This window comes from Mucilaginibacter sp. dw_454, from assembly GCF_018449775.1.
In the GTDB taxonomy this organism is placed as follows: Bacteria; Bacteroidota; Bacteroidia; order Sphingobacteriales; family Sphingobacteriaceae; genus Mucilaginibacter.
This window is the reverse complement of sequence record NZ_JAAVVB010000004.1, coordinates 149963-175198: the sequence shown is the minus strand read 5'-3', so window position 1 is coordinate 175198 and position 25236 is coordinate 149963. Positions and strand designations below refer to the sequence as shown.

The window sequence follows — 25236 nt, the reverse complement described above, 5'->3', positions numbered from 1 at the left end:
ATATACAATGAAAAATCAATCTAATAAATTATTCGAACCGGCTTTAGTGCAAACCGCATTGGTACAGTCGTTCGTAAAACTTAACCCTAAGGTCATGCTGCGTAACCCGGTAATGTTTACCGTGGAGATAGGCACTGCTATTATGCTTTATATGAGCATTTATAGCTACGGTCATCGTGATCAGGGTTCATTTATCTATAACCTGGCTATTTTTATCATCCTATTGCTTACCGTGTTGTTTGCCAATTTTGCTGAAGCGATTGCCGAAGCGCGTGGTAAAGCTCAAGCTGACAGTTTGCGTAAAACCAGGGAAGACACACCGGCTAAAGTGGTATTAGCAGACGGTACTATCGTCAACCGTTCATCTAACCAATTGGTTAAAGGCGATATTTTTACTTGCGAAACCGGCGACACCATCCCTACTGACGGTGAAATCATTGAAGGTTTGGCAACTATTGACGAGTCGGCCATTACCGGTGAGTCGGCCCCGGTTATCCGCGAGGCAGGCGGCGATAAATCATCGGTTACCGGCGGTACCAAAGTTCTGTCTGACCAAATTAAGGTTAAAGTAACCACCGAACCCGGCGAAAGCTTCCTTGATAAAATGATTGCCCTGGTTGAAGGTGCATCACGCCAAAAAACGCCGAATGAGATAGCCTTAACTATTTTGTTGGCCAGCTTTACCGTGATCTTCATCATTGTGTGTGTTACGCTTAAACCATTTGCAGATTATGCCAATACGCCTATTACCATCGCGGCGTTGATCTCGCTATTCGTTTGTTTGATACCAACAACCATCGGCGGCTTATTATCAGCCATCGGTATTGCGGGGATGGACAGAGCGCTACGCGCTAACGTCATCACCAAATCTGGTAAAGCGGTTGAAACTGCAGGCGATATTGATGTATTGCTGTTGGATAAAACCGGTACCATCACTATTGGTAACCGTAAAGCCACTCATTTTTGGCCGGCTTTAGATATTGCTCCGGACGATCTGGTAAAAGCCGCGGTATTATCTTCTTTAGCTGATGAAACGCCTGAAGGTAAATCTATTGTTGAACTGGCTTCACAAAGCAAAGCAAACATCACACTTACTCCACCAGACGGTGCAGAATTTATAAAATTTACCGCCGAGACACGTTCAAGTGGTATTAATACGCCCGACGGTTTGCGCATACGCAAAGGAGCGTTCGACTCTATCCGTAACTTATCTGTAAACGCCGGACATGCGTTTCCTGAAGACGTGACAGAGCGCGTAAAAATAATTGCATCTAACGGCGGTACACCACTGGTAGTTTCACAAAACGAAAAGGTTTTGGGTACTATAGAGTTGCAAGACATTATTAAACCCGGTATTGCCGAACGTTTTGAACGCTTGCGCAAAATGGGTATTAAAACGGTAATGGTAACCGGTGATAACCCGCTGACCGCTAAGTTTATTGCCGAAAAAGCAGGTGTAGACGATTTTATTGCAGAGGCTAAGCCGGAAGATAAAATGCGTTACATTAAAGAAGAACAGGCTGCAGGTAAACTGGTAGCGATGATGGGTGACGGTACCAACGACGCACCGGCATTGGCCCAGGCCGACGTAGGTGTTGCCATGAACAGCGGTACACAAGCCGCCAAAGAAGCCGGTAACATGGTAGATTTGGATAATGACCCTACCAAGCTGATTGAGATCGTAGAGATCGGTAAACAGTTGCTCATTACCAGAGGAACATTAACAACCTTCTCTATTGCTAATGACGTTGCGAAATATTTCGCCATCGTTCCGGCCTTGTTTATGGCATCAATACCGGCCTTGGCCAGTATCAATATCATGGGCCTGCACAGTCCTGAAAGTGCTATCCTTTCGGCAGTAATATTTAACGCCATCATTATCCCGATGCTGATACCGCTGGCATTAAAAGGCGTAGAATATGTACCTATCGGTGCCAGCGCTTTATTACGCCGTAACCTGTTGATCTATGGTTTGGGCGGTATCGTAGCGCCTTTTATCGGTATCAAATTAATTGATCTGGTTGTTTCATTAATGATATAATAAGAAATCATGAAAACTTACATTTTACAAGCCATAAGGCTTACATTAGTACTAACTGTACTGTTATGTGTCATCTATCCTGTCTTCATCAGCTTTGTGGGCAAATTATCAAAGGGTGGCGGCAATGGCGAAACCATTATTGTAAATGGTAAAGTGGTTGGCTATGCTGCAGTTGGTCAAAGCTTTACCAAACCACAATATTTTTGGGGCAGGCCGTCTGCTGTAGCTTATAACGCTGCCGGTTCTGCCGGTTCAAACAAAGGGCCAACCAATCCTGATTATTTAAAAGACGTGCAAAAACGCATCGATACACTTTTAAAATATCATCCGTATTTAAAACGTAGTGATATCCCTTCAGAAATGGTTACTGCATCAGGTAGCGGCCTTGACCCAGACATATCACCCGAAGCTGCACAAATACAAGTTAAACGGGTTGCTGCATTTCGCAAACTGGACGAGAATAAAGTAGCCAAATTGGTTGCCGATCATACCGAAAGCCCACTTTTGGGTATGTTTGGTCCGTCAAAAATCAATGTACTTAAATTGAATGTGGCGCTTGATCAATTGAAATAATATTCAAGATATGCATGTGCTTTATCGTTAACTTGTTTGTTGATTTGGCGAGCGGGCGCATGCAAAGGGGATGTTTATGGCATCCCCTTTTATAGGTTAAAATTATGGCTGAAGATAATAAGGAGCAATCGGTAACGCATTTCCTTGAACTGATTAAAAGTTCAAGGCGTGGTAAGTTTAAAATCTACATTGGTATGAGTGCCGGCGTAGGTAAAAGCTATCGTATGCTGCAGGAAGCTCATTCTTTGTTGCGTAATGGCATCGATATACAAATAGGTTATATTGAAACCCACAACAGGGCTGAAACGCATGCTTTGCTGGCTGGTTTACCCATGATCGCCCGGCGTAAAATATTCTACAAGGGTAAAGAATTGGAGGAGATGGATTTGAAAGCCATTCTTAACCGGCACCCCGAGGTAGTTATAGTGGACGAGTTGGCGCATAGTAATATCGAAGGCAGCAAAAACAGCAAACGCTGGCAGGATGTGATGGATATTTTAAACGCAGGTATTAATGTAATTTCTGCAGTAAATATTCAACACCTGGAGAGCCTTAACGAGGAAATAGAAAAGATAACCGGGATAAGTATTACCGAGCGTATACCCGATAAGATTTTGGAAGCCGCCGACGAAATAGTAAATATTGATTTGACTGCAGATGAGCTGATAGACCGGTTGAAAGATGGCAAGATCTATGATAAATCGAAAGTTGAAAGAGCTTTGGACAATTTTTTTCGCAGCGAAAAGATATTGCAGTTAAGGGAAATTGCGCTTAAAGAAGTTGCGCATCACCTGGAGCGAAAAATCAATATTGAAGTTCCAAAGCAAATTAAACTTCGGCCAGAAAAATTTCTGGCTTGTATCTCATCTAACGCCGAAACGTCAAAAGTGGTTATCAGAAAAACTGCACGTTTGGCATCTTATTACCGCTCGCCATGGATTGTTTTATATGTACAGAGCAGCGGTGAAAGTTTAGATAAGATTAAGCTGGATAAACAAAGGCATTTGATTAATAACTTTAAATTGGCTACCGAATTAGGGGGCGAAGTTTTGAAAGTTAAAAGCGACCAGATAACACAAACTATTATGCAGGTAGCGAAAGACCGGGAGATAACCACAATCTGTATTGGTAAACCCCATTTAAGCCTGTTCCAGTTAATTTTAAGAACCCCTGTTTTTAACGGATTGCTTAAAAATATAGCATCCACAGAAATTGATTTAGTAATACTGTCATGAAAGTAAAAAATAAACTCCGTTTAGGATTTGGCTTCTTGTTTGTGGTCGTCCTATTTTTTGGTTTGGTATCGTTGTTTTACATCAACGAGATCTCTAACAGCGCCAAAGTGATTTTGAAGGATAATTACGAGTCGCTTAATTTTACCCGGGATATGCGCACTATACTGGATGAGCAGGATTTTCCGCTAAATGCGCAGGCCGCAAACCAATTCAACACCCAGTTGGTCAAAGAAGAGCATAACATAACCGAGGTAGGAGAGCGACTAGCCGTTGGAAATTTAAGGGAAGCTTTTAATCAGCTCCAAAATAAAACAGCGAATGGTGCACAGCTTAAATTAGCCGAAAGAAACGCGCGTAAATATTTGCGTACAATTGATGTGGTTAATATGCGGGCAATTGTTATTAAGAACGATAAAGCCCATGAGTCGGTTAAGGATGCGAGCTTGTATCTGGGTTTAGCGGGTACACTAACTTTTTTGATACTTTTTAGTTTCAGTGTAAATTTTCCGAGTATCATTTCTAATCCGTTAAACTCTTTGTTAGATGGTATCCGTGAAATTGCTAACAAAAACTATAGTCAGCGCATACACTTTGACCAAAGCGATGAGTTTGCAGAAGTGGCAAATGCTTTTAACGACATGGCTTCGCGATTGGATGATTGGGAAAATAGTAACCTGTCAAAAATACTATCCGAGAAACAACGTATTGAAACCATTATTGAGCAAATGCACGATGCTATTATTGGTATCAACGAAAAGCAGGAAATCCTTTTTATCAATACAGCCGCCAAAAGTATATTGGGTTTGAATGACGATCAGCCTAAAGGTAAATTGGTAACTGCCATTACTAAGAACAATGACCTGTTCAAGTCCATCACCGAAGATAAAAAAACAGGCGAGCCGTTTAAAATTTATGCCGATGGTAAAGACTCTCATTTTCAATTGGAGACGAGAGAGATTGTTATCCCAGATCTGTCACCCGACAGATCATCGCCTGTTATAACAGCGCAAAGATCGGCCGGAAAAGTATATATCCTGCGTAATATAACCGAGTTTAAAGAACTGGATGAAGCAAAAACCAACTTCATCGCCACGATATCGCATGAGCTTAAAACCCCGATAGCAGCTATAAAAATGAGCGCGAAATTATTGGCAGATAATCGGGTTGGCGAGTTGAATAATGAGCAATCCGAATTGGTGCAGCACATCACCGGCGATGCCGAGCGTTTGTTAAAGATTACTTATGAACTGCTGGATCTTTCGCAGGTAGAAACCGGCAATATCCAACTAAACTTTGTGCCAACCCACGCAGAGCAGATATTGGAATATGCCATTAAAGCCGTAAAATTTGAGGCAGACCAAAAAGACATTGTTATTGAACAAAAGGTTGCAGACAATGCTCCTCAATTACATGTTGATGTAGAAAAAACAGCCTGGGTTATGATTAATTTGTTATCGAATGCTTTGAGATATAGCCACGCCAAATCAAAAATATTGGTTAACGTAGGTGTTAAAGCAAACGTGGTTGAATTTTCTGTGCAGGATTTTGGGAAAGGCATTGATGCGCAATACCAGCAACGTTTGTTTGACCGGTATTTCCAGGTACCAACAGACGGGCAAAATAAATCGGGCTCAGGCCTGGGATTGGCTATATCGAAGGAGTTTATTACCGCACAAGGCGGCGATATTGGCGTAGAAAGCGAAATAGGCGTAGGCAGCAGATTTTACTTTCACTTGCCGTTTGCAACAAGCTAGCTAAATTTACTGTTTGTTGATTCTAACAGCTTGCAGTTGGCTCAGCGTTTTTTGCTTGTTTACTTGCATGGTGCGTATTAAAGATAAACTAATCAAACTGGTAACCGGGACTATCAGTTTGGTATAGTCGCTTGCTGAACCAAAAACTGTAATCAGTACCAGTGTTAAAACAACAACCGCATCGATAATCAGGACGATATTTAAAAGAGTAAGAATTTTCATAGCCTTAATATTTAAAAGCAATATAAGTATATTTTGTTGAAAATCAATAGTTATTAACATTTGTTTAATTTGTTGACAAATGATGAGGTGATGGATCAGAATTTGAAAAATAGTACAGGTTTCAATTGCAGCTATTGTTAATCCACAACTTTTTATTAGTTTTGCCATCCCGCAAACGGGGATTAGCTCAGCTGCCTAGAGTGTCCCGATGGAAATCGGGAAGGTCAAGAGGCCGACATTATAAATAAAATAAAAGGGGGATTAGCTCAGCTGGCTAGAGCGCTTGCATGGCATGCAAGAGGTCATCGGTTCGACTCCGATATTCTCCACCTGATAATAAGGTACTTACAAAGCAAGTAAGTGCCTTTTTTGTGCGATTTTTTTTCAGTAACCTCCCAGTAACCTCCAAAAGTCATTTAACCCGGTACAAACTGGTTTTAAGGAGAGTTTAAATGAATACCATTTAGTTAAAAATTTATTGTAAGGGTCAACGGGGATCGACCCCTTGTTCCACTTTTGACCTTTATTGGAAGTATTGATTTAAATAAAATAATTGAAAATAAAGCGGGGAAGTATGATGCCATTTACGGACAACAAATGAAGGTGAAACCTGTAAGGTAAGACAAAAAGAAGGTTATGTTTATAACAAACGATGCCAAGCTTTTAAGTTGTATAGTATTAGCAAAGCATACAAGATTTCTATGGAATATTAATATTATTGCCATTCAGAACGCTCAATGCTAAGTCCTAACGGGCAGCCCAGACGGCGCGTAGCTCACGTCGCTTTCTTGACGATTTACGGCTGATATGTGATATTGTGATTTGACAAGTTTACTAATAGTACACATCCGAAACACCAAAAAGGGCATAATTTTTCATACAATTTGGGCATCTATAACTATGCCTTTCGCTAGGTTTCGATCTATTTAATTTTTATACCATTTTTTTTCGTGACCTCACAGAGACCTCCAAAGTCAGTTAAAATGACTTTAAGGGGCTAATTTCATTTATAAATGATTCATGTCCACCCGACCAAGGTGAAAGCGATAAGTGATCCTGCTTGCGTAAATAATGGTATTCCCTTCAAAAATAATACATACATTTAACCTTACGACCTTATACAACATGAAAATCGTTAATGCACATATTGAAAATTATAGATTGTTGCAAAGCTTTAATCTGGATTTAGAGGACAAGCTTTCTTTAGTAATAGGAAAAAACAACTGTGGTAAAACATCCCTTCTTTCGGTTCTGGAGAAGTTTTTAAGCAACGATGTGTACCAGGCCGAATTTGCTTTTGATGATTTTAATATTGAATTTCAGCAACAAATTAAGGCAATTGTAGAGGCGGATCACTTACAGGAACTACCCGACCCATTTGGAATTGTGCTCAAGCTTTATATTCAATATGAAGAAAGTGATGATTTAAGTAACATCAGCCAATTAATGTTAGATCTTGATCCAGAGGTAAACAAAATCATATTGTCTTTTGAGTATTCGTTAAGTACGGAGAAACTAATGTTGCTTAGGTCGGACTACACAATATTCAGAGCCAGTTTAAATGCTGTTACTGCCACTAAACAAGAAGATGAAGCTATTGCCGAACCAGCCGTGGCAATGGCCGTAGCAGATTTAGAAGCTGTACCTGTCGCAGAAGCACTCGTTACAGAAGCCGAAACGCTCGATGATTTAGCAAAAAAAGATTCCATTTATTATTTAAAAAAATATCATAAGAATTATTTTAAAATCTTTAAAAAGTCGCTTGAATACAACAACGAGACAAACTTTATTGACCTAACTAAACAACTAATCAAACTTGATAAAGTAATCAATTTCAAAAGAATAAAAGCAAAAAGGGATGTTGCTAATCAAGAGGGTAACGTAAATAGATCTGATAAGACTTTATCCAGGATGTCTTCCAAATACTATGAAAAAATCTCCAATCCCATTAATGAATCGGAAAGTATACGTGAGCTGATCGATCAGCTTGGTAAAACGGATGTGCATCTTACCGGGATATATGAGAAAGTGTTTGCAAATCTGATTAGCAAAGTAAAAAGGTTTGGCGGTATTGGGGCTGAAGATTCGATCATAAATATTATTTCTACGCTTGAAGAGAAAAATATTTTGAAGGAAAATACCACAGTGATGTATAATCACAATGCGTTTTCGTTGCCTGAAGATTATAACGGCCTTGGTTATATGAATTTGATAGCTATGATTTTTGAGATAGAGGTGTTGCTGAACGATTTTAAGAAGATTAAAGATCCAGACTCAAAGCCGGCTGATATTAATATTCTGTTTATAGAAGAGCCGGAAGCCCACACCCATCCTCAAATGCAATATATCTTTATTAAAAACATTAAAAATTTGCTGCACGAGGCCAGTACTGGAAAAGATGCGGACGGCATAACCTTTAATTTACAGACAATCATTACTACCCATTCTTCTCACATTACTGCGGAAAGTGAGTTTGATGACATTAAATATTTTTTAAAGGAATCTAAAAACCGTGTCGTTGCTAAGAATCTAAAAAAACTAAGGGAAGAATACGGGGAAAATATTGATCAATATGATTTTCTCGCGCAATACCTTACCCTGAACAGAACAGAATTGTTTTTTGCTGATAAAGCGATACTTATCGAGGGAGACACGGAACGTTTGTTGTTATCTGCAATCATGAAAAAGATTGACATTGAACATAAAGCAGATGAAATTATCCCACTGCTCTCTCAAAACATTTCGGTCGTTGAGGTTGGTGCACATTCACACGTCTTTGAAAAATTTATCCATTTTTTGGGTATCAGGTGCTTAATCATAACAGATATTGATACCTGTAAAATGGAACAGGTTATTAAAAAAGGAGCACCGGCTTTTAACAACGACGGATCACCTAAAATGGCGCGAAATAAATGTCGTGTTGCCGAAGGGACATTATCATCCAATGCTGCGATTAATAGTTTTTATGCAGGTAAAAGCCTTGATGATTTAAAAGGGTTGACTCTTGCCGGGAAAGTTCATAGCAAACTGAATGATGCCTGGAATGTGAACGAAGATGGTAAATTGTGCATCGTTTTTCAAACCCATGAAAATGAATACCATGCGCGAAGTTACGAGGACGCGTTTATATCGCTCAATAAACAATTTATAAAGGATAACAAAGACAATTTCAGGAGCCTTAAAAATGTCGATGATTTGGATGACGACGATTTAGATGCTTATGATATTGCTGCGAACTGCATTGATAAAAAAACATCGTTTGCGCTGGATGTCATATACAACAGCGATGGCACCTATAGCAATTGGCAAATTCCAGGATACATTACAGAAGGATTATTATGGCTAAGGAAATAGACGAGATTTTTGACGTTATATCGGAAAGCAAAAATTTCCTGTTGAGTGGTGGTGCCGGAAGCGGCAAGACCCATACGTTAGTACAGGTTCTTAAAGCCATATTCCTTAAAGATCCATTAGCTGAAGTGGCCTGTATTACATTTACTAACGTAGCAGTCAAGGAAATTCTTGAAAGAACTGCATTTGAGAATTTAAGGGTACTTACCATTCACGATTTTCTATGGGATACGATCAAGTCTTTTCAAAAGAATTTAAGAACAAGTTTATTTAAACTGATCGAATCAGAAAAGATCACAGATAGCAGTGGGTTAGCAACATCGGCTGAATATTTTGATGATAAGAATATTGATTACCGAGAGTGGAGAAAAATAAGTGATGGCATTATTTCTCATGATGAGGTGTTATTGATCGCTGAATATATGTTTGAACATTTTCCTTTGCTATGTGATATAGTCAAAGATAAATATGACTTTATATTCATTGATGAATATCAGGATACTTCGTCAAGTGTTATCAGAATACTTCTTGACCATTTACAAAAATCTGAAAGGAAAAATGTATTAGGTTTTTTCGGGGATTCTATGCAAGCAATTTATGGCGGGAACGGGGATATTCAATCCTATATTGATCAGGGCATCGTAACCGAAGTTGTCAAGAAGGATAATAGGCGAAACCCTAAGCAGGTTGTCGATCTCGCGAACTTCCTTCGTACAGATACTTTGCGTCAGGAACCCGCCGATGATGATAAGGCCCCCAATTATAATAAGGTCGGCAATATTAAATTTTTATACGCTGATCACACCGATTTTGAAGTAATAAAAGCTTCTGAATACTTTCAGGGATGGGATTTTTCAGATAATAAAGAAACCAAGGAGTTATATTTAACCCATAACCTGATAGCGCCAAAAGCTGGATTTCCTAATTTAATGGCTGTTTTTGCAAGGGACAGGATAATTGAGTATAAAAATGCAATACTGCGTAATATAAATGATAACAATACCGATATACCTGAAAATATAACTTTTGGGCAAGCTGTTGACTTTGTAGGTTTGCGTATGGCTCCGGTGGTAAGGGCGTTCGTAGAAGAAAATCCAGTGTTATATGAGGAAGCAAGGCAATATCCATTCGATACGTTCAAAAGCATCTACTTAGAAACCGATCAGTTACTTGGTGACAAAAAGGGTTCGGAAGAAGAGGAGCGAAAAAAGGGCACATTACGCAATCCCATCATTAGACATCTTTTTCATATTCAGGACTGTATTCATTTTTATGAAAGGAAACAGTACAATGATTTTATAAGGAAGACCGATTACAGGATTTTTTCCCTGAAAAATAAAAGGGAATTGAAAGAAATAATGGATGGGTTGCATGCCCTGATTAACAGTCCAATCGAAGAAATGATAACTTATGCCCATACGCATGGTATTTGGTATATTAATGAACAATTGACAGAATATATCGCCAGTTATTCTTATGTATATAATCGGGTAAAAGCAGTAAGTTATCGGGAATTTTATAACTGTTATGCCTATGTTGAGGGCTTTACGCCATTCTCAACCCAACACAATATCAAGGGTGCAGAATTTAATAATGTATTCATTGTTCTTGATAATGGAAGATGGAACAAGTATAATTTTCAGAACCTATTCCTGAAAAATGGCAATCCAAACGTTCTTGCTGATACTGAGAAGCTGTTTTATGTATGTTGTACACGCGCTAAAGAGAACTTGGTTGTGTTTTACCATCAACCTGATGCGGGTGTAATAAGTAAAGCACGAACATGGTTTGGGGAAGATAATGTCCGAAGGCTCATATAATTTCGATGTGACGTATTTTAAAAATATGGCTCAATTAAGATCCGATATCTGCCTGAGAGGCCGGATAACACCTGGCAATTTTGAAAATGCATTTTCCAGAGCTTCGGAACGGCTCTCAAACATTTCTTTATTTTTAGCGCCGCCAATTGTCAGGTACTTTTCAAAACTTCTAAGTAAGGATAATTTCCATCCAGTCTGATGAGCATAATTATCTGCGTATAATTCTTTATTTAAGTTATTCTCAGCGTTCACTTTAGCCGCCACGTTTGGATCGTATGGGATTTGTGTACAGACACTGTCAAGTGGATTAGGGACATGTTTCACCTCATACATATTCAGGACATGCCCAAGTTCATGAACTACCACTGCCTCCGCTTCCTCATCAGTTAAATTTGCTGCGCGTATCAGGTCATCATCGATTACAATCAGATTGACTAGTTTATGCTTCTCTTTCCAATAGTGATTACCTTCAGTCCCACCGAAACCTTCCAATATTAACGAGGGAACAGGTGTTAGAAGCAAATGAATATCCTTTTTAAGTACATACAGAATGTTGGACGCTTGAGACGTATAGCTGCTTCCAGGACTAAGTAATACTGAATGAACATTTTTAATTACTTGATATGCCCACATTCTTTCGTCTGTTTCAGGCAATGCGAATTGTGGTGACATATTTTCTACAATGTTTTTTATCGCCGGTTCATTAAGCCGCTCTTTTATATAACTTACTGATATTGCCCCTTCTTCCCCTATTAACATACCCACAACTTTATTATCAAGTAACAAGGGGCCTCCGCTATAGCCATGGGGTTCAGGTACATCCAGTTTTATTGTGAATCCATTTAGAAACTCATACGGATACTCTGAGTATTTGTTAATATGTCTGAAATTATATCTTACAAATTTAGCGTCCAGAACATCAGGTATTAATTTTGAAATTTTAACCATTTCATTAGTGCTCACTGTGTAGTTGCCGTCATTATCTGAATGCAGGTATGAATGCAGATCGTCAATTGTAGTCAGTTTGTCTTGTTCAACTAAGTTTAAATTTAAATCATTCTCATTGTCGGTCGACTGTAAGACATGTTCGTCATCATCTTCTTGATAGTCGGAAATTACAGATTCGAACAGGTCATTGGCATGAACAGGTGCCGTCGGTTTACTGTAATCGGTCGTGTTCCAGCCGCTTACCTCCAGGCTTTGTCCGGTTTTCATATCGACATCACTGCCGAGTTCCAAAATATCATTCGGCACATAAGAATCTACCATTCCGATAAACAAATCTCTATAAAGTGGTGCCGACTGATCGTCGTTTGGTAAATACTCCTGCCAGATTTCAGTTATAGTGTAAACTTTGCCATTTAAGCTGGCAAGCATCTGGCGTTGCGAGTTTTTAAATGTATGTGCCGCAGTTATAAATACCCCTTTATTATTAATAAAAAAGGCACTCCCGTTTGCTATATGTTCATCCTGCAAGCCATATGATAATACAGGGAAAACTGTTTCAGATCCTGACATAATAATTCTTTGTTAAAGATACCCAAACGTAATTGGGTTTACGTTTTTGCGATAGCAGAAAATTAATACATTTTTTTATTGCGCAAGAAATTAGTATATTATAATATAAACATATATAAATGCCACTATGCGCGATATGCCTTCAAAGAGAAGCTGACCAAACCGGTTCTCATATGCTTTCTGCTTTTATCATTGAAAGCACCGTTGGTGAACGGGGTAAGGAAAAAGGATACTTGATTGACGATGAGCCAAATTTTGACTATCGAAATAACACAGGGGCAGCACCTGTTGTCGAAGATTATCTTTTTTGCAGGGGATGTGAGCAACGTATGTCATATATTGAAGGTTATATCTGCCGTGAATATCGCGATAAGATTAAGACCGAAAGATTTGCTCAGGGATTCAGAGACATTCACTTACCCGAGCAGCAGGATTTTATCAGAGAAGCAAAAAATGTTGACCCGCTTGTCTTTACCTTATTAATTGCTACTCTTTTATTCAGGATTTCTCTTTCCTCATCTAAGCTTTTCAGGGAATTTGAACTTAGGCCGGATGAGCAGGAGCAATTGAGAGTTTTAATAAATGAAGCGTTACCTGCATATGAAAATTTTAAGGTTAAGATAAAGAACAATAAATACATTTCTGAACTCAATCAGAAACGGGAGCTTTTCGAGGGCCTATATTACATTATTTGTACCTATGACCATTTAGAAAATCCAACTGAAGGATATAATCTGGCGCATCCTGAATTTCGCCTTCCGTATAATATCATGTTGGGCCAGATAATTGTTTTCTTCTTTTTTGAAAAGCCAAGAGCGGGCGCGAGATATCTCGATTATTTTAAAGTCTTAGATAGCCATGATATCACCGCTATTACGAATGCTCCGGGCGACAAAATTAAAACGTTGATTATTGCCGAGGAAAATTGGAAAGCGATACTTGAGCGCGAGAGAAACAAATTAGTTGAGAAGAAGGTGCCTGGCCTGATGAATAAGTTTGTTGCCGATTTTATCAGGGATCATAACAGGGATCCAACTAACGATGATTGGCTAAACTATGTGAAAGAAAATTTTCCTGAGGAATAGTATTACTTAATATCATCGGCGAAGATTTATTTACTTCTGGCTTTCTGCCAGCCTTAAATGCGCTATTAGTGCATGATAAAGATTATATGACAATTGCTCTTTTCTTTTTGCTGTAATGTATTCTTCGGGATCTACTTGCCGCAACTTCAGGCCGAAAGCAATGTGGCCGGATTGAGCTCCTGTTTCGCGATAAACGATGGTTTCCATGCCGGAGTAGACAGTGGCGAAAACTGCGGTCTTGTCATCGAATGACCATCGCTGATCAAATGGCACAAGATACGGGATGAGCTTTGGAAATCCGTCTGACAGTCCGTCGAATATTTTACCCGCCAATAATTCAGCCTTCCCTGTTTCGCTGTACTCCTTGATCGCGCCGGTAAAAGCGGCAGCACAAACTAAGTCCATTAAATCCCAGAACGTTCCTGGTATGGAAAAGTATGGTGTAATTAAGTGATCGACATACCTGGTAGTAAAATAGGTGCTGCGGAAAGCCCCGTAAAAATTCATTTGCAATAATGTCGAAGACGCTGTCTCCAGATCAAAGTCAATCGATACAAGTTGTTCGTTAGTAATGCGCTGAAATAAAGGAGTATGCTTTTGAAGCAAAGGCAAAGCTTCCCCAAGATCAAGCCCGAGCAGCTCAATCAAATGATACAAACTCCTCAAATCATTCTCCAGTTCAAGACGGTAATTAAAAAAATCTTCGGCGATTTGTTTGAACTCGGGATGGTATCTCCAGTTTTTTGCGAGCAAATTGGATTTAAAGTTTAAAAAGCTAAGATCTGTTCCTCTGAAATTCAAACCATAGTCAATCCAGTACAAGGCTGACGTCAGGTCTCCTGTTTGTTGATAAGCCTCAGCTACCCATGTCAAGCCTAAAATATAACCTTTTATCAGATCATCACCCTGAGACAAAACGCGGTTGAACAGAACGAGAGCATCATCATAGCGTTGGAAGCGTTGAGCTAACGTAATACCCTTACTGAATAAAGCCTGCGGGAGATCGGGATTGATAGATAAGGCGACATCGTAGCATCTCAATTCCTCACTAAACTTCTCCAGATGTCCTTGAGCTGTTCCTAAATTCTTCCAGCATTCTGCAACATTCGGGTCCGATTCGATACTTTTCAGGTATTCCGTTACAGCTGCTTCATAATCGCTCAGTTCGCTCAATGTATTTGCATAATTATAATGCATTATGGCACTCGGAGATTTTTCGAGTGATTGCCTGAACAGATCCCTTGCCTGAATGATCTTGCCTTTATCCCGGTCACTAAATCCGAATTCGGCCAAAATGCAAGCTTTAATCTGAAGATAGTTAAGTGATGTGCGTAAATTCAAAAGTTGATTGATTATGACAAGCGCATCTGCATACCGGTAACATCTGTAAAGACTCCAGGCTAATGCCTGCCTGATATTAAGGTTATCTTTACTATCGATTATCAGACGTCGGAAAAGATATACAGCTTGTTCATAATCACCGTCATTGTAAACTTTCCACGCAGCTAATTCTACATTATCATGGATCTTTGACAAATCAAAGTCACCGATAAAAGAACGGTTATTGAATATGGTCTGAACATGTATCCTGATCTCATCCCAATTGATCGAGCTCAATAAATTTGTTTTAGGAATGCTTAACGTATATGTCTCCTGACCTTTTGACAAATCAATATTCAGATCGTCGATCCAGGCCCAATACGCTTTTTTACAATTATCTTCATAGATCACGACCATTACCGGCTCTAATCTGACCTGATAATAACTTAGCGTGGTATGCTTGATTACTGTCTTGGCGAGATTGCCTGCAGTTCCTTCAGACTGGCCTTTCAGCTGTATCGAAAAGTTCAATCCTGTTACCTGATGCCCTAATGATATTTCGACCTGATAATCGATTCCATAGTCATGCTGTGGTACATTGTAGTGCCATTCATCGGGTATCTGATACTCCAGATATTTCTTCGCTTTGGTGTCAGTTATATGAGTCTCGGGTCGCTGTGGCTTATCCATTATATTCCTTTAAAATGTTCAACATCATATTTCGAATAAATACGCGAAGTGATGGCTTTGGGTATATCGCTTTCGGTAACTTCTTCAGCTATGTTGACTTCGCTATCGTACCGTTGCACCGAATCAATTTTATTAAAGTCTTCAAGAAAGCGATTTACATGTCCAAGTAATTTCACAATCTGATTGACTTCTACCGAACGACTGAGGTAAGGGTAGAATACCTGCACTTTATTTGAGAAATTAAGATCCTGGCTTGCTATAAGCCTTCGGTAGCTCAGCGAATTGATCCGGTCGACCCTACCCGTTCTTTGTTCTATGCTGCTCGGATTCCATGCGATGCCGTAATGATAAACTGACTGACAATAAGTATGGAGATCTTCACCTTCGTGGAAAATATCCGTAGCGACCAGGGCGTACGGGAAACCCGGCATCCTGAACCGTGCAGCGATAGCACTGCGGTTTTTATCCTGACCACTGGCTCCGATTACCGGAGAACTGTTTTTTAGCCTGTCGATTACCTTTTTGGGATCTCTTTCCTGGAAGTTGACCGAAACGATGAGGCTGAAATCCTTAATGATCGTCTTCACCTCTTGCAACACAAAGTGAAACGGAGCTTCCGGCTCTTTCAACAGACCGATCAGATCTCTTGTAAAATCTCCCTCTTTTGCGTCGGCCACAAAAGAGGGCAACAACCCGCTGCCATGCTGAAAAACGGATTGTAACAAGCTGTTAAGTACGGCGAGTTCATTCAGAAGCTCAGGCCATTCTTTATTGCGGTGTTTATTTTTCCACTCTTCCCATTCCTCCTGGCAGCAATTGAGAAGTAACTCTGTTAAAAAGGTTGCTTTCGACAAAGGGTTGCCACCTTTGTGCGTTTTCAGCCGATAGGCCGGTGTTTCCGGTTTTGTAAGCGCGATATTGAAGGCATCCTGATAGGCTGTAAAAACCTGATGAGGCCTTTTTCCCTCCAGTTCCGGAAGGAATGTACCAAGACTTTTTTTAGCTGAAAGAGCAGCTGTTTTCCAGTTTTGGTCGGCCAAAAGCAATTGGTAAAAATTAAAGTCATACCAATTTTCCCGGTATATTTTTTTTCTGAAATTAAATCCATCTCCGGGACGTCCTTTTTTAAAATAATCTTTAAAAAAGGAATCTGCGCGGATCTCTGATTCTTCATCTTCCGAGATATCTTCATCCGTCCTGCCAAGTTGTTCCCGCCAGACCGGTAGCAATGCTTTAAGGCTGTTCAATGCTGTTTGTTTCTGACTCCGCCTGAATTTGCCATGGACCAGATGGTCATCCAGAAGGTTAATTAACGGCACGTTCTCATTAGCATATGCATAACGAAGCAGTTCGATCCTTTCCAGATATGCAGGCAGGTCCAATTTTCGCCACCAGGCATCCAGCTCCCCTGATTCATTCAAGAGAGTCAGGGTATCGGAACGTTTTCGGTCATTATAAAATTTCTGGCATGCTTTTCGTAACGCTCTGACCTTTTCGGTCAGATAACGCGTCCATTTTCCTCCCAGTGATAAATAGCCGCTATTAACCAGTTCCTGATCGTAACGTTGCAGCAGATGTCTTAAAAGCTCATCTACAGTCGCAATACGACGGACGAAGATCAGGGCCTTTTCCTGATTTGCAAACTGTCGCAGCAACTCCGTTTCCAGCTTTGACAGTTTGGGATGCGGTGGGGGTTCATTGCCAAAAGCATCCTTATAAGATCCTACCAGAGATCTTACCACATTGGCATCCTGGCTGATTTTTTGACTACGGCTTTGTAATATCTCATATTCTTTGCCCGGATCGACAGAGTCCTCGTCATCTCCCTGTTCAGCGACCCGCTTATCCATATCCAATTGATAACTTTCAAACCCTGCAAGCATCCCGATCTCAAAAGAGGCATTGGCTTTCTGTGAAAGATGCCGGATTGACTTATATTGCAATAGTTGCCAGAAAACATTATCCAAATTATCTTCTAAAGTAATCGGCTTGCCTTCCGGGTCCTTAGTTACATTGCCTTGACGGTGTTCGTGTCGACATTGATTGCGCGAATAATCTATTCCGTTTAACCGATATTCCATATTTCCGCGGATCAAAAACGATGGGAGCAAAGCTTTGATATCTTCCGTTGTGGCGACATCTTTTAAAAGATGTCTGGACATAAGACAATCCAGTTGATTCTTAATCTCCCACAGCTGCCTGTCTTTAGGCGTGGCAGATAAGCAGATAATTTTTTTTGCCAATGGATATTTCATTTTTCCCTGCAAATCCGGAAAGGCTTTCAGGATATCCTTATCTTTTATCGCCCCCAGGAAGCGGGCGGTGACCTGGTTGCGGACAGCGCCGTCACCATTTTCTCCACCTGGCCCGTATTTGAAGTTGTGTGCCTCATCGACGATCAGGCAATCGACTTTGGAAGAAACCGCGTTTAACAGACACGCTACCAGTCGCACTAACAAGCCTTTATTTGGCTTGTTGAAATATCCCTGGTCATAAGCCTGCCAAAGTATTCCTTTACAAAAAGGATCATTACTGAAAACCTCATCCTGTAAATATTCCCTGACACGGTGCCTGGAAGTGATCAGGCTGCTAAAGGATGTCATCCTGAAAATAGTGAACAACTGTTCAGGAGATATTGGTCTCAGCCGGTTATGAATCACATTATCAATACTGGCAGCGTTCCTGAAATAATCCCCGCCTTTATAATTGTTTTGTGCAAAGTTCCGCAGCTCTTTTAACCATTTATCCTGCAGATTTTTTTTAGGCACGATCATCAGGTCGACATGTTTTGCAGGATTTCGACCGGAATGCCGGAGCAGGGCGGCGATACCCAGGCCGATATAGGTCTTACCTAAACCTACTTCATCCGCAATATAGATGATATTGTTGCCAGGCTGTGAAAGATAGGCATACGCCTTACTGATGACTGCCAGTTGCCGGTTGGCGATCACAGCAGCGATTCCTTCAGACTGCAGGTCGATCACCGCATTAATTTCTTCGCGTTGTTTAGCCATGATCGATTCGTATTTGTTCAGTAAACCACTCTGCTTTTTCTTTTAAACCCGTTACAGACCCTGCAATCCGGTCAGTTTCCGAAAGCAATCCGGCGCGCTTTTCCGCTACTGCCGTTTTAAAAGAACGCCATGCTCCTCCGGCGGCATTTTTGTAAGGCCAGGCCAGTGCCCGCTCATAAAAACGAATCATCAGTAATTGTTGAATCATCCAGAGGAAACTGACCCCTTGTTGCTTTTCAGCCATTTCCCGAATTCCCTTGAGGTAAAACGGCAATGTGTCAAGGTTCTCAGTCAGTAAATAATATCGTAAGGCATGAAACTGTTCAGTCCGGTCCCGGTGTTGTTGATCAAAAAGCCGCTTCTCCAGGCTGATCAGTGCTGTAAAATGCCGCGCCATCATATTAAGGAGGGAAGGTGTTTCAAATTTCTCCGGATCGATATTTCCGGACTCATCTGTTACCGCTTCAGCGACCGTGCCGCTTAACTCGTCTTCCACATAAGGGTCATCTCCCGACAACCAAAAATTGAGGATCGTGTCAGGATCGAGCTTGAAATTGAGCGGCCGGCGCTCGATCTCCAGCTGACAGGGATAATAGGCAAATATCTGACCCGGATCGGCCAAGTCAACTAATTCTATAAGAGCATTTTTAGAGAGTTGTTTAATATCTGCAGATTGCAAGGTGAATGTTTCCTTTGCCCTGGTCAATTCCCGCTCCAGCAGCAGGCTTTTGAAACGTATCCGCTGCCCTTTTTGCAGCTTTCCTGTACAGGACAAGTGATTGGTCTTCCAGTTGATCGTAAAATTCAGTAAAGGGGCATTTCTACCGGCATGGTCAGTTTTTTCTGTTGTTTCCAGATCTTCCTTAGTAAGGAAAAGAAACAAATCCAGATCGATATTGTGCAGTGGTTCCAGCCAATGAGTTTTAAAGTCTTCAACATGTATCATGGCGGATTCGACGTTGGCTTCATTAAAATCGTCACTAGTACATTTGCGCCAGGCTGGCCCTGTAAAATTAACAGAACCCGTGACCGTAATTGTTTTCCTGGAACCGTATAGTCTGTAGATTTTGGCATGCAGGTTCCTCGGTTCATGTGCCAGAACCTGATCTTTCCAGGCGCACCAGGCCACACCTTTTTCCATCATGCCCGTAAAAACCTCTTTACTTAACAGTACTTCATTGGTTTTCATGGAGGGCACCAGGCAACAAATCTGTTTGAACCCTTTTTGCCATAGCTCATCGATCAGCTCACCCTCTCCATACATATAGGGCGCAATGACCTCGATTCGTTCCGGCTGGTAACGGTCAACCAACTCATTGATCCGTTCCCGGAAAGAAGTTTCCAGGCTGGAAAAAAAGTCATCGGTTTCATCCGTGTAACGTAAGAAATATTGGATCTCTGCCTCCGCTTCGCTTAATTGTTGTTCGGCGGACAAGTCGGAAATATTTTGCAGCATCCGTTGCCTTTGATTCTGAGCAACTGTTTTTGGGAAAGAGTTTTTATAAAATCGCTGTACCGCACAACATTCGAGATTGTCGCACCATCCGGATGAGGTGAGGTTCGCTGAACCATTAACCTGGATCAGCTCGCCTCCCTCCAGTAGCAGCCAACACTCTTTCGGATGAAAATTCACAAGGTTTCTTTTACCTTTTAAGCGTACGCAACGTACCTGGTAGCCTAATGTGGGCGCCATGGTGTTGTTTTTTGCGTAATGGTCACAATAGACCGTTACAGGTGGGATAAGTCCTTCTTTTGCACAGCGACGCCATAAAATATGATTGTAGATCGCCTCATCCCGAAAAACTTTACCAGGCAGCAGTAGTGGCATCACATAGTTCTCAAAGAAATAGGGGTCAAAATTGAAAGTATAAAACAACGCAGCTTTGACTTTCCGGTCCCCGATAAGCGTTTTGAGCTGTTCCTTTAATACATGTCTTTCCATTTAATTCAGTTGACGGTATATGTGGAACCAGGTATTAAGGAAATAGCCATAATCATTATCAGTAAGAGGGTCATAACCTTCGTGTGTAAACGCGCCTTCAAAATGATTAATATCTATACCGTCCGAGGTGACCGTTATCCAGGGTTCTGAACCTCTGCGTGCACAGACCTCACTGTTTCTTTTAACCAAGCCTATCACAAGTTCCCGGTTATCCAGATCAAGCAAACCCGCCAGTTCAGCGGTTAAAGGAACAGGGCCATTAAGCGGGGCACTTTTTGACCAGTTAGTTATGAGCATATCTTCATCTAATTCAGCAAATGTCCAGTGAGACTTATTCTGCAAATAGCGAAATATCCTGTTCAACGGACTTAAGACCCGTTCTGTATTTCTTAACGAAGCCAGCTGCTCAAGAAACGCCGGATCAGTTGTACGGACGCCCAATATATCCAGCTGTTCATAAAAACCCATACCGGCTAACTCGGGTGATTCGTTGGTTAAACGTAACAATTCGCCACGCGAATTGTCTGCCAGCAGATATTGAATATAACAGATTTTTTCGTCATTGGCCGGCTTTGCAAACAGAAACTCAAATTCTCCCGGCCATTCTCTGGCTATAGTCAAAGGAGCTCCTTTCTTCGCCACCAGTTTTTCTACAGTCTGTTTGAAATCTTTGCTTGTCTCCAGCTTTGCCTCCTGGGTCTGGAAGAAGCGCAAATCCGAGCTGATACCCATATCCCTGAACGGCCGGTTATACTTACCCCATATCCCGTAGCTTTTTTGACTGGATAGCAGCTGATCACGGTTGTTTAATGACAGCGATAGTTGTTTATCGTTGCCTGACATAACCCGACGGACTTTGTCGATGCCATTAAACCCATCATAACCCTTAGATTCAATAAAACGGGTATAGGCCATCAGCTGCTCGAAACACAAAAAAAAGGGAAGATAATCGCGGTCATTAATGCGAAAAACCTGCCGGCAATAGTCAGCCAGGGCCATAACCTGAAAGTCACGGATATTGCCCGAAACGGTCGACAAATGCGGAATAAGCTCCCGCCCGGCATCTTGCCATAATACCTGGAAGCCGAGCGGATCACGGGATCCTTTAACCAAATAATTAGGGTCCTGCAGCGTTAAAAAATACATGTGATAAAGATATCTGCTAAAATAACAACAAAATACCTCATTCTTACGGTCATTATATATCACATCTCCCGGGCAGCATAGAAGTGAACGTCACTTACTTAGGAATAATATCCGCAAAATACAGCTCGATCAAAGTTCAATCATCAAAATACGATCCATAGGCACTATCGAAGCTTGCAGACTATAGTCCGTTGAAGAGCTTGATTAAAAACTTCAACTTGTACAGATTATGCTGGAAAAAATATTCGGTCAAGTTTTAAAAAATGTTCGTGAAGAAGCAGGTATTACGCAGGAAGCACTTGCTTTAAGCAGTGAACTTGACCGCACATATATTTCCTTACTTGAAAGGGGCCTGAGAACTCCAACTATAACTACTCTTTTCAAAATGGCACCCTCTTTAAATAAAACGCCATCAGAAATTATTGCCATCGTAGAAGGAAAAATAAATGAAAATATAGTTTAATAATCATTCGATCATAGGCCATCCAAAACACATCATCTGCACTCATTTATGGAACAAAAACTATGGATATTGAAGTCAAAAGGAGAAAAAAGCGCCTTCGGAGGCAATGATGGGTATGCTGATAAGCCGGATGCGTATTATATCTATGATAATTTCGTTAAAAATCACAATAAATTAAAACGGGGTGATTACGTCGTTATTGCTGATAAAATGTATATCAGCGGATTTGGCATTGTTGATCAGATAGAAATTAAAGGAGGATTGCAAAAGAAGCGCTACAGTTGCCCGATCTGTGGTATAAAAGAACATTCGGCCAGGAAAAATAAAACCCCGAAATATAAATGCAGGAAAGGACATGAGTTTGATAATCCTATAGAGGTGGAAACAGAAATTCAGGAATACACAGCCGATTACAGCAGAAAATTTATAAGTGTGCCTGAGAAAACCAGTGTGCATCTCCTTGAAAATTATTATATCAACCGCAACCCATACTATTCTATTCAGCAGGCGAATGCGTCCTTTCTCATGGACAAGTTTCCTGATCTGCTGACCCAACTCGGTTCACCTGCAGGGATTAGTTTAACCGGACCAGGTAATGGTCCTCCCTATGTACCATCAGCAAAGGATGAAAGGGATTTCCGCACAGGCAGATCCTATTACAGACCTGAGCAAAGCAAATTCAGAAATGATCTTTTTAACCGTTACGGCGAAAAATGTATGCTTACCGGCTGCACGGTTGCAACTGCGATTGAGGCCAGTCATATCTGTCATTATCGCGGCCCCGATGATAATCATTGTGAAAATGGTATCTTACTCCGTCGGGATGTCCATTCTTTGTTCGATGCAGACCTGCTTGGAATATGTCCCGCAGATCTAACAATTGTGCTTAATACAGAACTGCAGAATACCGAATATGCGGAATTTCAGGGAAAAGCATTAGATTTTAACAACTCAGGCTGCAGGCCGTCAATTGCGGCGTTACAAATACGCTGGGATGTGTTTCAGGAAAAAAATCATGAAGAAACGACTGCATTACGATAAATTTCCAGCAGAGTGGCTGCCTGTTCGCTCAATTGTTCCGTAAATGGCCGGCCAAGTTTCAGGCGCCGGATCACATTTCTTATGATATTAATCTGAAACAGGTCAAAGCCCAGTCTTTCCCTGCCCTCTGTTTCTATTCTTTCCCAGTCTGCGATCTTCAACCCATTCAGACTATCCACGCTCTTATTCATAACTGTTCCTGATACGCCGGCGTCATGAAGGTCTGCAGTAATAAGATCAAAGTCAATTTCCATTTCTTCGGGCCCGATCGAGGAAAGTGAGTTCCAGCACTCTTCGCGTTTTGCCCATTCGCTGATCAGCGCAAACTCTTCCGGTTTCTGCTGAAAGAATTCATTTACTTTCAGTAATACGCTCCGTATTAATTGCTTAAAAGGTCCGGACAACTGCTGGTTATCCCAAATCTTTGAAAGGTTCAACCTGTTTTCGGTATGATGGTTTATCCATGCCACCGCATAGGGCACCACGAGATAACGCAGGTCACCCATAGAGTTTGGTTTTTTTCCATAAATAACCTCGGCAGCTTTAAAAAAAATGGCTATGGCGACATTTTCCTTGAAATACTGACGTGAGGGCTCTGTCTCTTTTTCCTGACCTATAAACTGAAGATAGTTCTTCTGACTTCCTCTGGCCACCCAGTAAGGTAAAAGCTTCCAGCTGTTCCGGTATTTCGCAAATTCCTCTTTCAGGAGTACCTGTCCTGACGGGTTTTTTGTTTTGAATGCGGTTTTCCGGGTATTGGTATGCTCTTTATTCAGCTCTTCTTTATACTGGCCTTTTACCCGTTCATAAAACCAGCGTGTCTGCTGATTACCACTCCCTGCCGGATTGGCCCAGGTTGTTCTCGACAACTCTTCCAGTTTAATCTGAAATGGCTGATTCGAGGTCAGGTCAATTTCGCTCACTTTATTCTGACTGTTTGCATATTTTGATATGCGGGAAACCAACCCTTCCATTTGCCTGTCGTCGTGGACCTGGGTAATTTTCATCTGAACGTGAATCTTCGAAAGATCTGCACGATCTTTTTTCCGGGCATAATAAATTGATGAGGTCGTCTGTCCGCCGTTGACGATCTGCAAACCTTTTATATGTCTGATAAAGACCTTCCCGGTGATCTTATTTGTTTCAAAAATTACATCAGTGGCCGTAGCGGAGATGCCGTTGTTGTACGCCATAAACATCCCAGGGCTATCAAGAATGGTTTTTCTTATCTCACGGTTAACTTTTCCGAGATTCTGGAGGTATACGCGTACATTCTGTTCCAGGAGCCGGGTTCCGTATATATTATAGAGATCTGCAAGGAGGTCAGCCGGAACCACCGCCAGATAAGCAGAATAATGATCCTCCTGCTGTCCTATGGACAAACATTCTATATGATGGCCAAACTGATGTGGAATATCAATTTCAATCGGCTCTCTTTTACCCTGTGATGACCAGACCTGATAAATGCGTTGCAGATCCCAGACTTCATAAATCAGTAACTGACCATCGGTCTGGGTCGGGGCAGAAGGTAATTCGGTTCGGATAATGCCGTCTGTAACCAGAATAATCCTGGTCCTTAAGATCTTTCCGCTGAATTCTTTAAAATTGCTGATAAATTCCATTTCTGCGGCGGATTCTTCCACGTTGCTGAACTCTCCTTTCTGCAAATACTTCAGGTATTTAAAAGCGAGATTGAATGACCCGGCTATCCGGCTCTTTTCAAGCGTATAAATTTCTCCGGTACCTCTGTAGTCAGTAATAAACAGATCGAGTGTTTCGTAATCATCCCATAGCGCATATGCGTTTATCTGTCGTACCCGGTTGCCTGCCTTATTCCTGTTGATGCTCGTGCAGACCTGGCAGTTACCGGTTTCATCCGCATCGGAAAGATATTCGAGAACAAGTTGTGTGAAGGCAGCTTCGCGGAATACACCGTCCTGGCTGGTTTCCATAATTTCTCCTACTCCCTGAAAAAGAAGTGTACTGAAATTAATGATCTCAAAATTCTCTGCTGCCATTCT

The 25236-nt window shown here is 41.1% G+C and carries 16 protein-coding genes and 1 tRNA gene; 10 read left to right on the top strand and 7 right to left on the bottom strand.

All coding sequences use genetic code 11. The annotated features are described in order from the left end of the window. The first annotated feature begins 7 nt into the window (after positions 1-7). The 4 genes from kdpB (at position 8) to HB679_RS14145 (ending at position 5603) form a co-directional block, all read left to right on the top strand. Positions 8-2041, top strand: coding sequence for a potassium-transporting ATPase subunit KdpB (gene kdpB / locus HB679_RS14160; protein ID WP_214072656.1), 2034 nt, complete (start codon positions 8-10; stop codon positions 2039-2041). A gap of 9 nt (positions 2042-2050) precedes the next feature. Further along, entirely contained in the window at positions 2051-2614 is a 564-nt protein-coding gene (locus HB679_RS14155; protein WP_214072655.1) for a K(+)-transporting ATPase subunit C, read from the top strand. 104 nt (positions 2615-2718) lie between these two features. Continuing rightward, the gene (locus tag HB679_RS14150; protein WP_214072654.1) at positions 2719-3849 is read left to right on the top strand and encodes a sensor protein KdpD; all 1131 of its coding nucleotides are present in this window, start codon (positions 2719-2721) and stop codon (positions 3847-3849) included. Continuing rightward, entirely contained in the window at positions 3846-5603 is a 1758-nt protein-coding gene (locus HB679_RS14145) for an ATP-binding protein (RefSeq protein ID WP_214072653.1), read from the top strand. Before HB679_RS14150 ends, HB679_RS14145 begins: the two co-directional genes overlap by 4 nt. A gap of 6 nt (positions 5604-5609) precedes the next feature. Here HB679_RS14145 and HB679_RS14140 read toward each other — a convergent pair whose 3' ends face one another. After that, positions 5610-5825 carry a hypothetical protein gene (locus HB679_RS14140; protein ID WP_214072652.1) on the bottom strand — a complete coding sequence of 72 codons (216 nt, stop codon included), beginning with the start codon at positions 5823-5825 and terminating at the stop codon, positions 5610-5612. Positions 5826-6080: 255 nt separating this feature from the next. Between HB679_RS14140 and HB679_RS14135 the strand changes: the two genes are divergently transcribed. The 3 genes from HB679_RS14135 to HB679_RS14125 all read left to right on the top strand — a co-directional run bounded on the left by HB679_RS14135 (position 6081) and on the right by HB679_RS14125 (position 10996). Then, positions 6081-6154 (top strand) — tRNA-Ala (locus HB679_RS14135). 796 nt (positions 6155-6950) lie between these two features. Continuing rightward, a complete protein-coding gene (locus HB679_RS14130; protein ID WP_214072651.1) occupies positions 6951-9179 on the top strand; it encodes an ATP-dependent endonuclease in 2229 nt (742 codons plus the stop codon). Next, on the top strand, positions 9164-10996 hold the full coding sequence (locus tag HB679_RS14125) for a UvrD-helicase domain-containing protein (protein WP_214072650.1): 1833 nt from the start codon (positions 9164-9166) through the stop codon (positions 10994-10996). The genes HB679_RS14130 and HB679_RS14125 overlap by 16 nt, the downstream gene beginning before the upstream one ends. A gap of 30 nt (positions 10997-11026) precedes the next feature. On the opposite strand, the gene HB679_RS14120 is transcribed toward HB679_RS14125, so the two are convergent. After that, positions 11027-12514, bottom strand: coding sequence for a hypothetical protein (locus tag HB679_RS14120; protein ID WP_214072649.1), 1488 nt, complete (start codon positions 12512-12514; stop codon positions 11027-11029). 173 nt (positions 12515-12687) lie between these two features. Here HB679_RS14120 and HB679_RS14115 point away from each other — a divergent pair, with 173 nt between their 5' ends. After that, positions 12688-13599 (top strand): hypothetical protein, encoded by a 912-nt coding sequence (locus HB679_RS14115; protein ID WP_214072648.1) that lies wholly within the window; start codon positions 12688-12690, stop codon positions 13597-13599. 30 nt (positions 13600-13629) lie between these two features. Here HB679_RS14115 and HB679_RS14110 read toward each other — a convergent pair whose 3' ends face one another. From HB679_RS14110 to HB679_RS14095, 4 genes are read right to left on the bottom strand one after another with little or no spacing between them, the layout of a single operon-like run. Further along, positions 13630-15609, bottom strand: a complete 1980-nt coding sequence (locus tag HB679_RS14110; protein ID WP_214072647.1) for a DUF4365 domain-containing protein — start codon at positions 15607-15609, stop codon at positions 13630-13632. Continuing rightward, on the bottom strand, positions 15609-18623 hold the full coding sequence (locus HB679_RS14105; protein ID WP_214072646.1) for a DEAD/DEAH box helicase family protein: 3015 nt from the start codon (positions 18621-18623) through the stop codon (positions 15609-15611). The genes HB679_RS14110 and HB679_RS14105 overlap by 1 nt, the downstream gene beginning before the upstream one ends. Then, complete coding sequence (locus HB679_RS14100) at positions 18616-20565, bottom strand: hypothetical protein (protein ID WP_214072645.1); 1950 nt, start codon at positions 20563-20565, stop codon at positions 18616-18618. Before HB679_RS14100 ends, HB679_RS14105 begins: the two co-directional genes overlap by 8 nt. Further along, positions 20566-21711, bottom strand: a complete 1146-nt coding sequence (locus HB679_RS14095) for a hypothetical protein (RefSeq protein WP_214072644.1) — start codon at positions 21709-21711, stop codon at positions 20566-20568. It lies immediately after the preceding gene. Between the two features lie 229 nt (positions 21712-21940). On the opposite strand from HB679_RS14095, the gene HB679_RS14090 reads away from it, so the two are divergent. Next, a complete protein-coding gene (locus HB679_RS14090; protein ID WP_214072643.1) occupies positions 21941-22174 on the top strand; it encodes a helix-turn-helix transcriptional regulator in 234 nt (77 codons plus the stop codon). 48 nt (positions 22175-22222) lie between these two features. Further along, positions 22223-23215 (top strand): HNH endonuclease signature motif containing protein, encoded by a 993-nt coding sequence (locus tag HB679_RS14085; RefSeq protein ID WP_214072642.1) that lies wholly within the window; start codon positions 22223-22225, stop codon positions 23213-23215. Here HB679_RS14085 and HB679_RS14080 read toward each other — a convergent pair. Then, positions 23188-25233, bottom strand: coding sequence for an AIPR family protein (locus HB679_RS14080; RefSeq protein WP_214072641.1), 2046 nt, complete (start codon positions 25231-25233; stop codon positions 23188-23190). The genes HB679_RS14085 and HB679_RS14080 overlap by 28 nt on opposite strands. Positions 25234-25236: the final 3 nt, after the last annotated feature.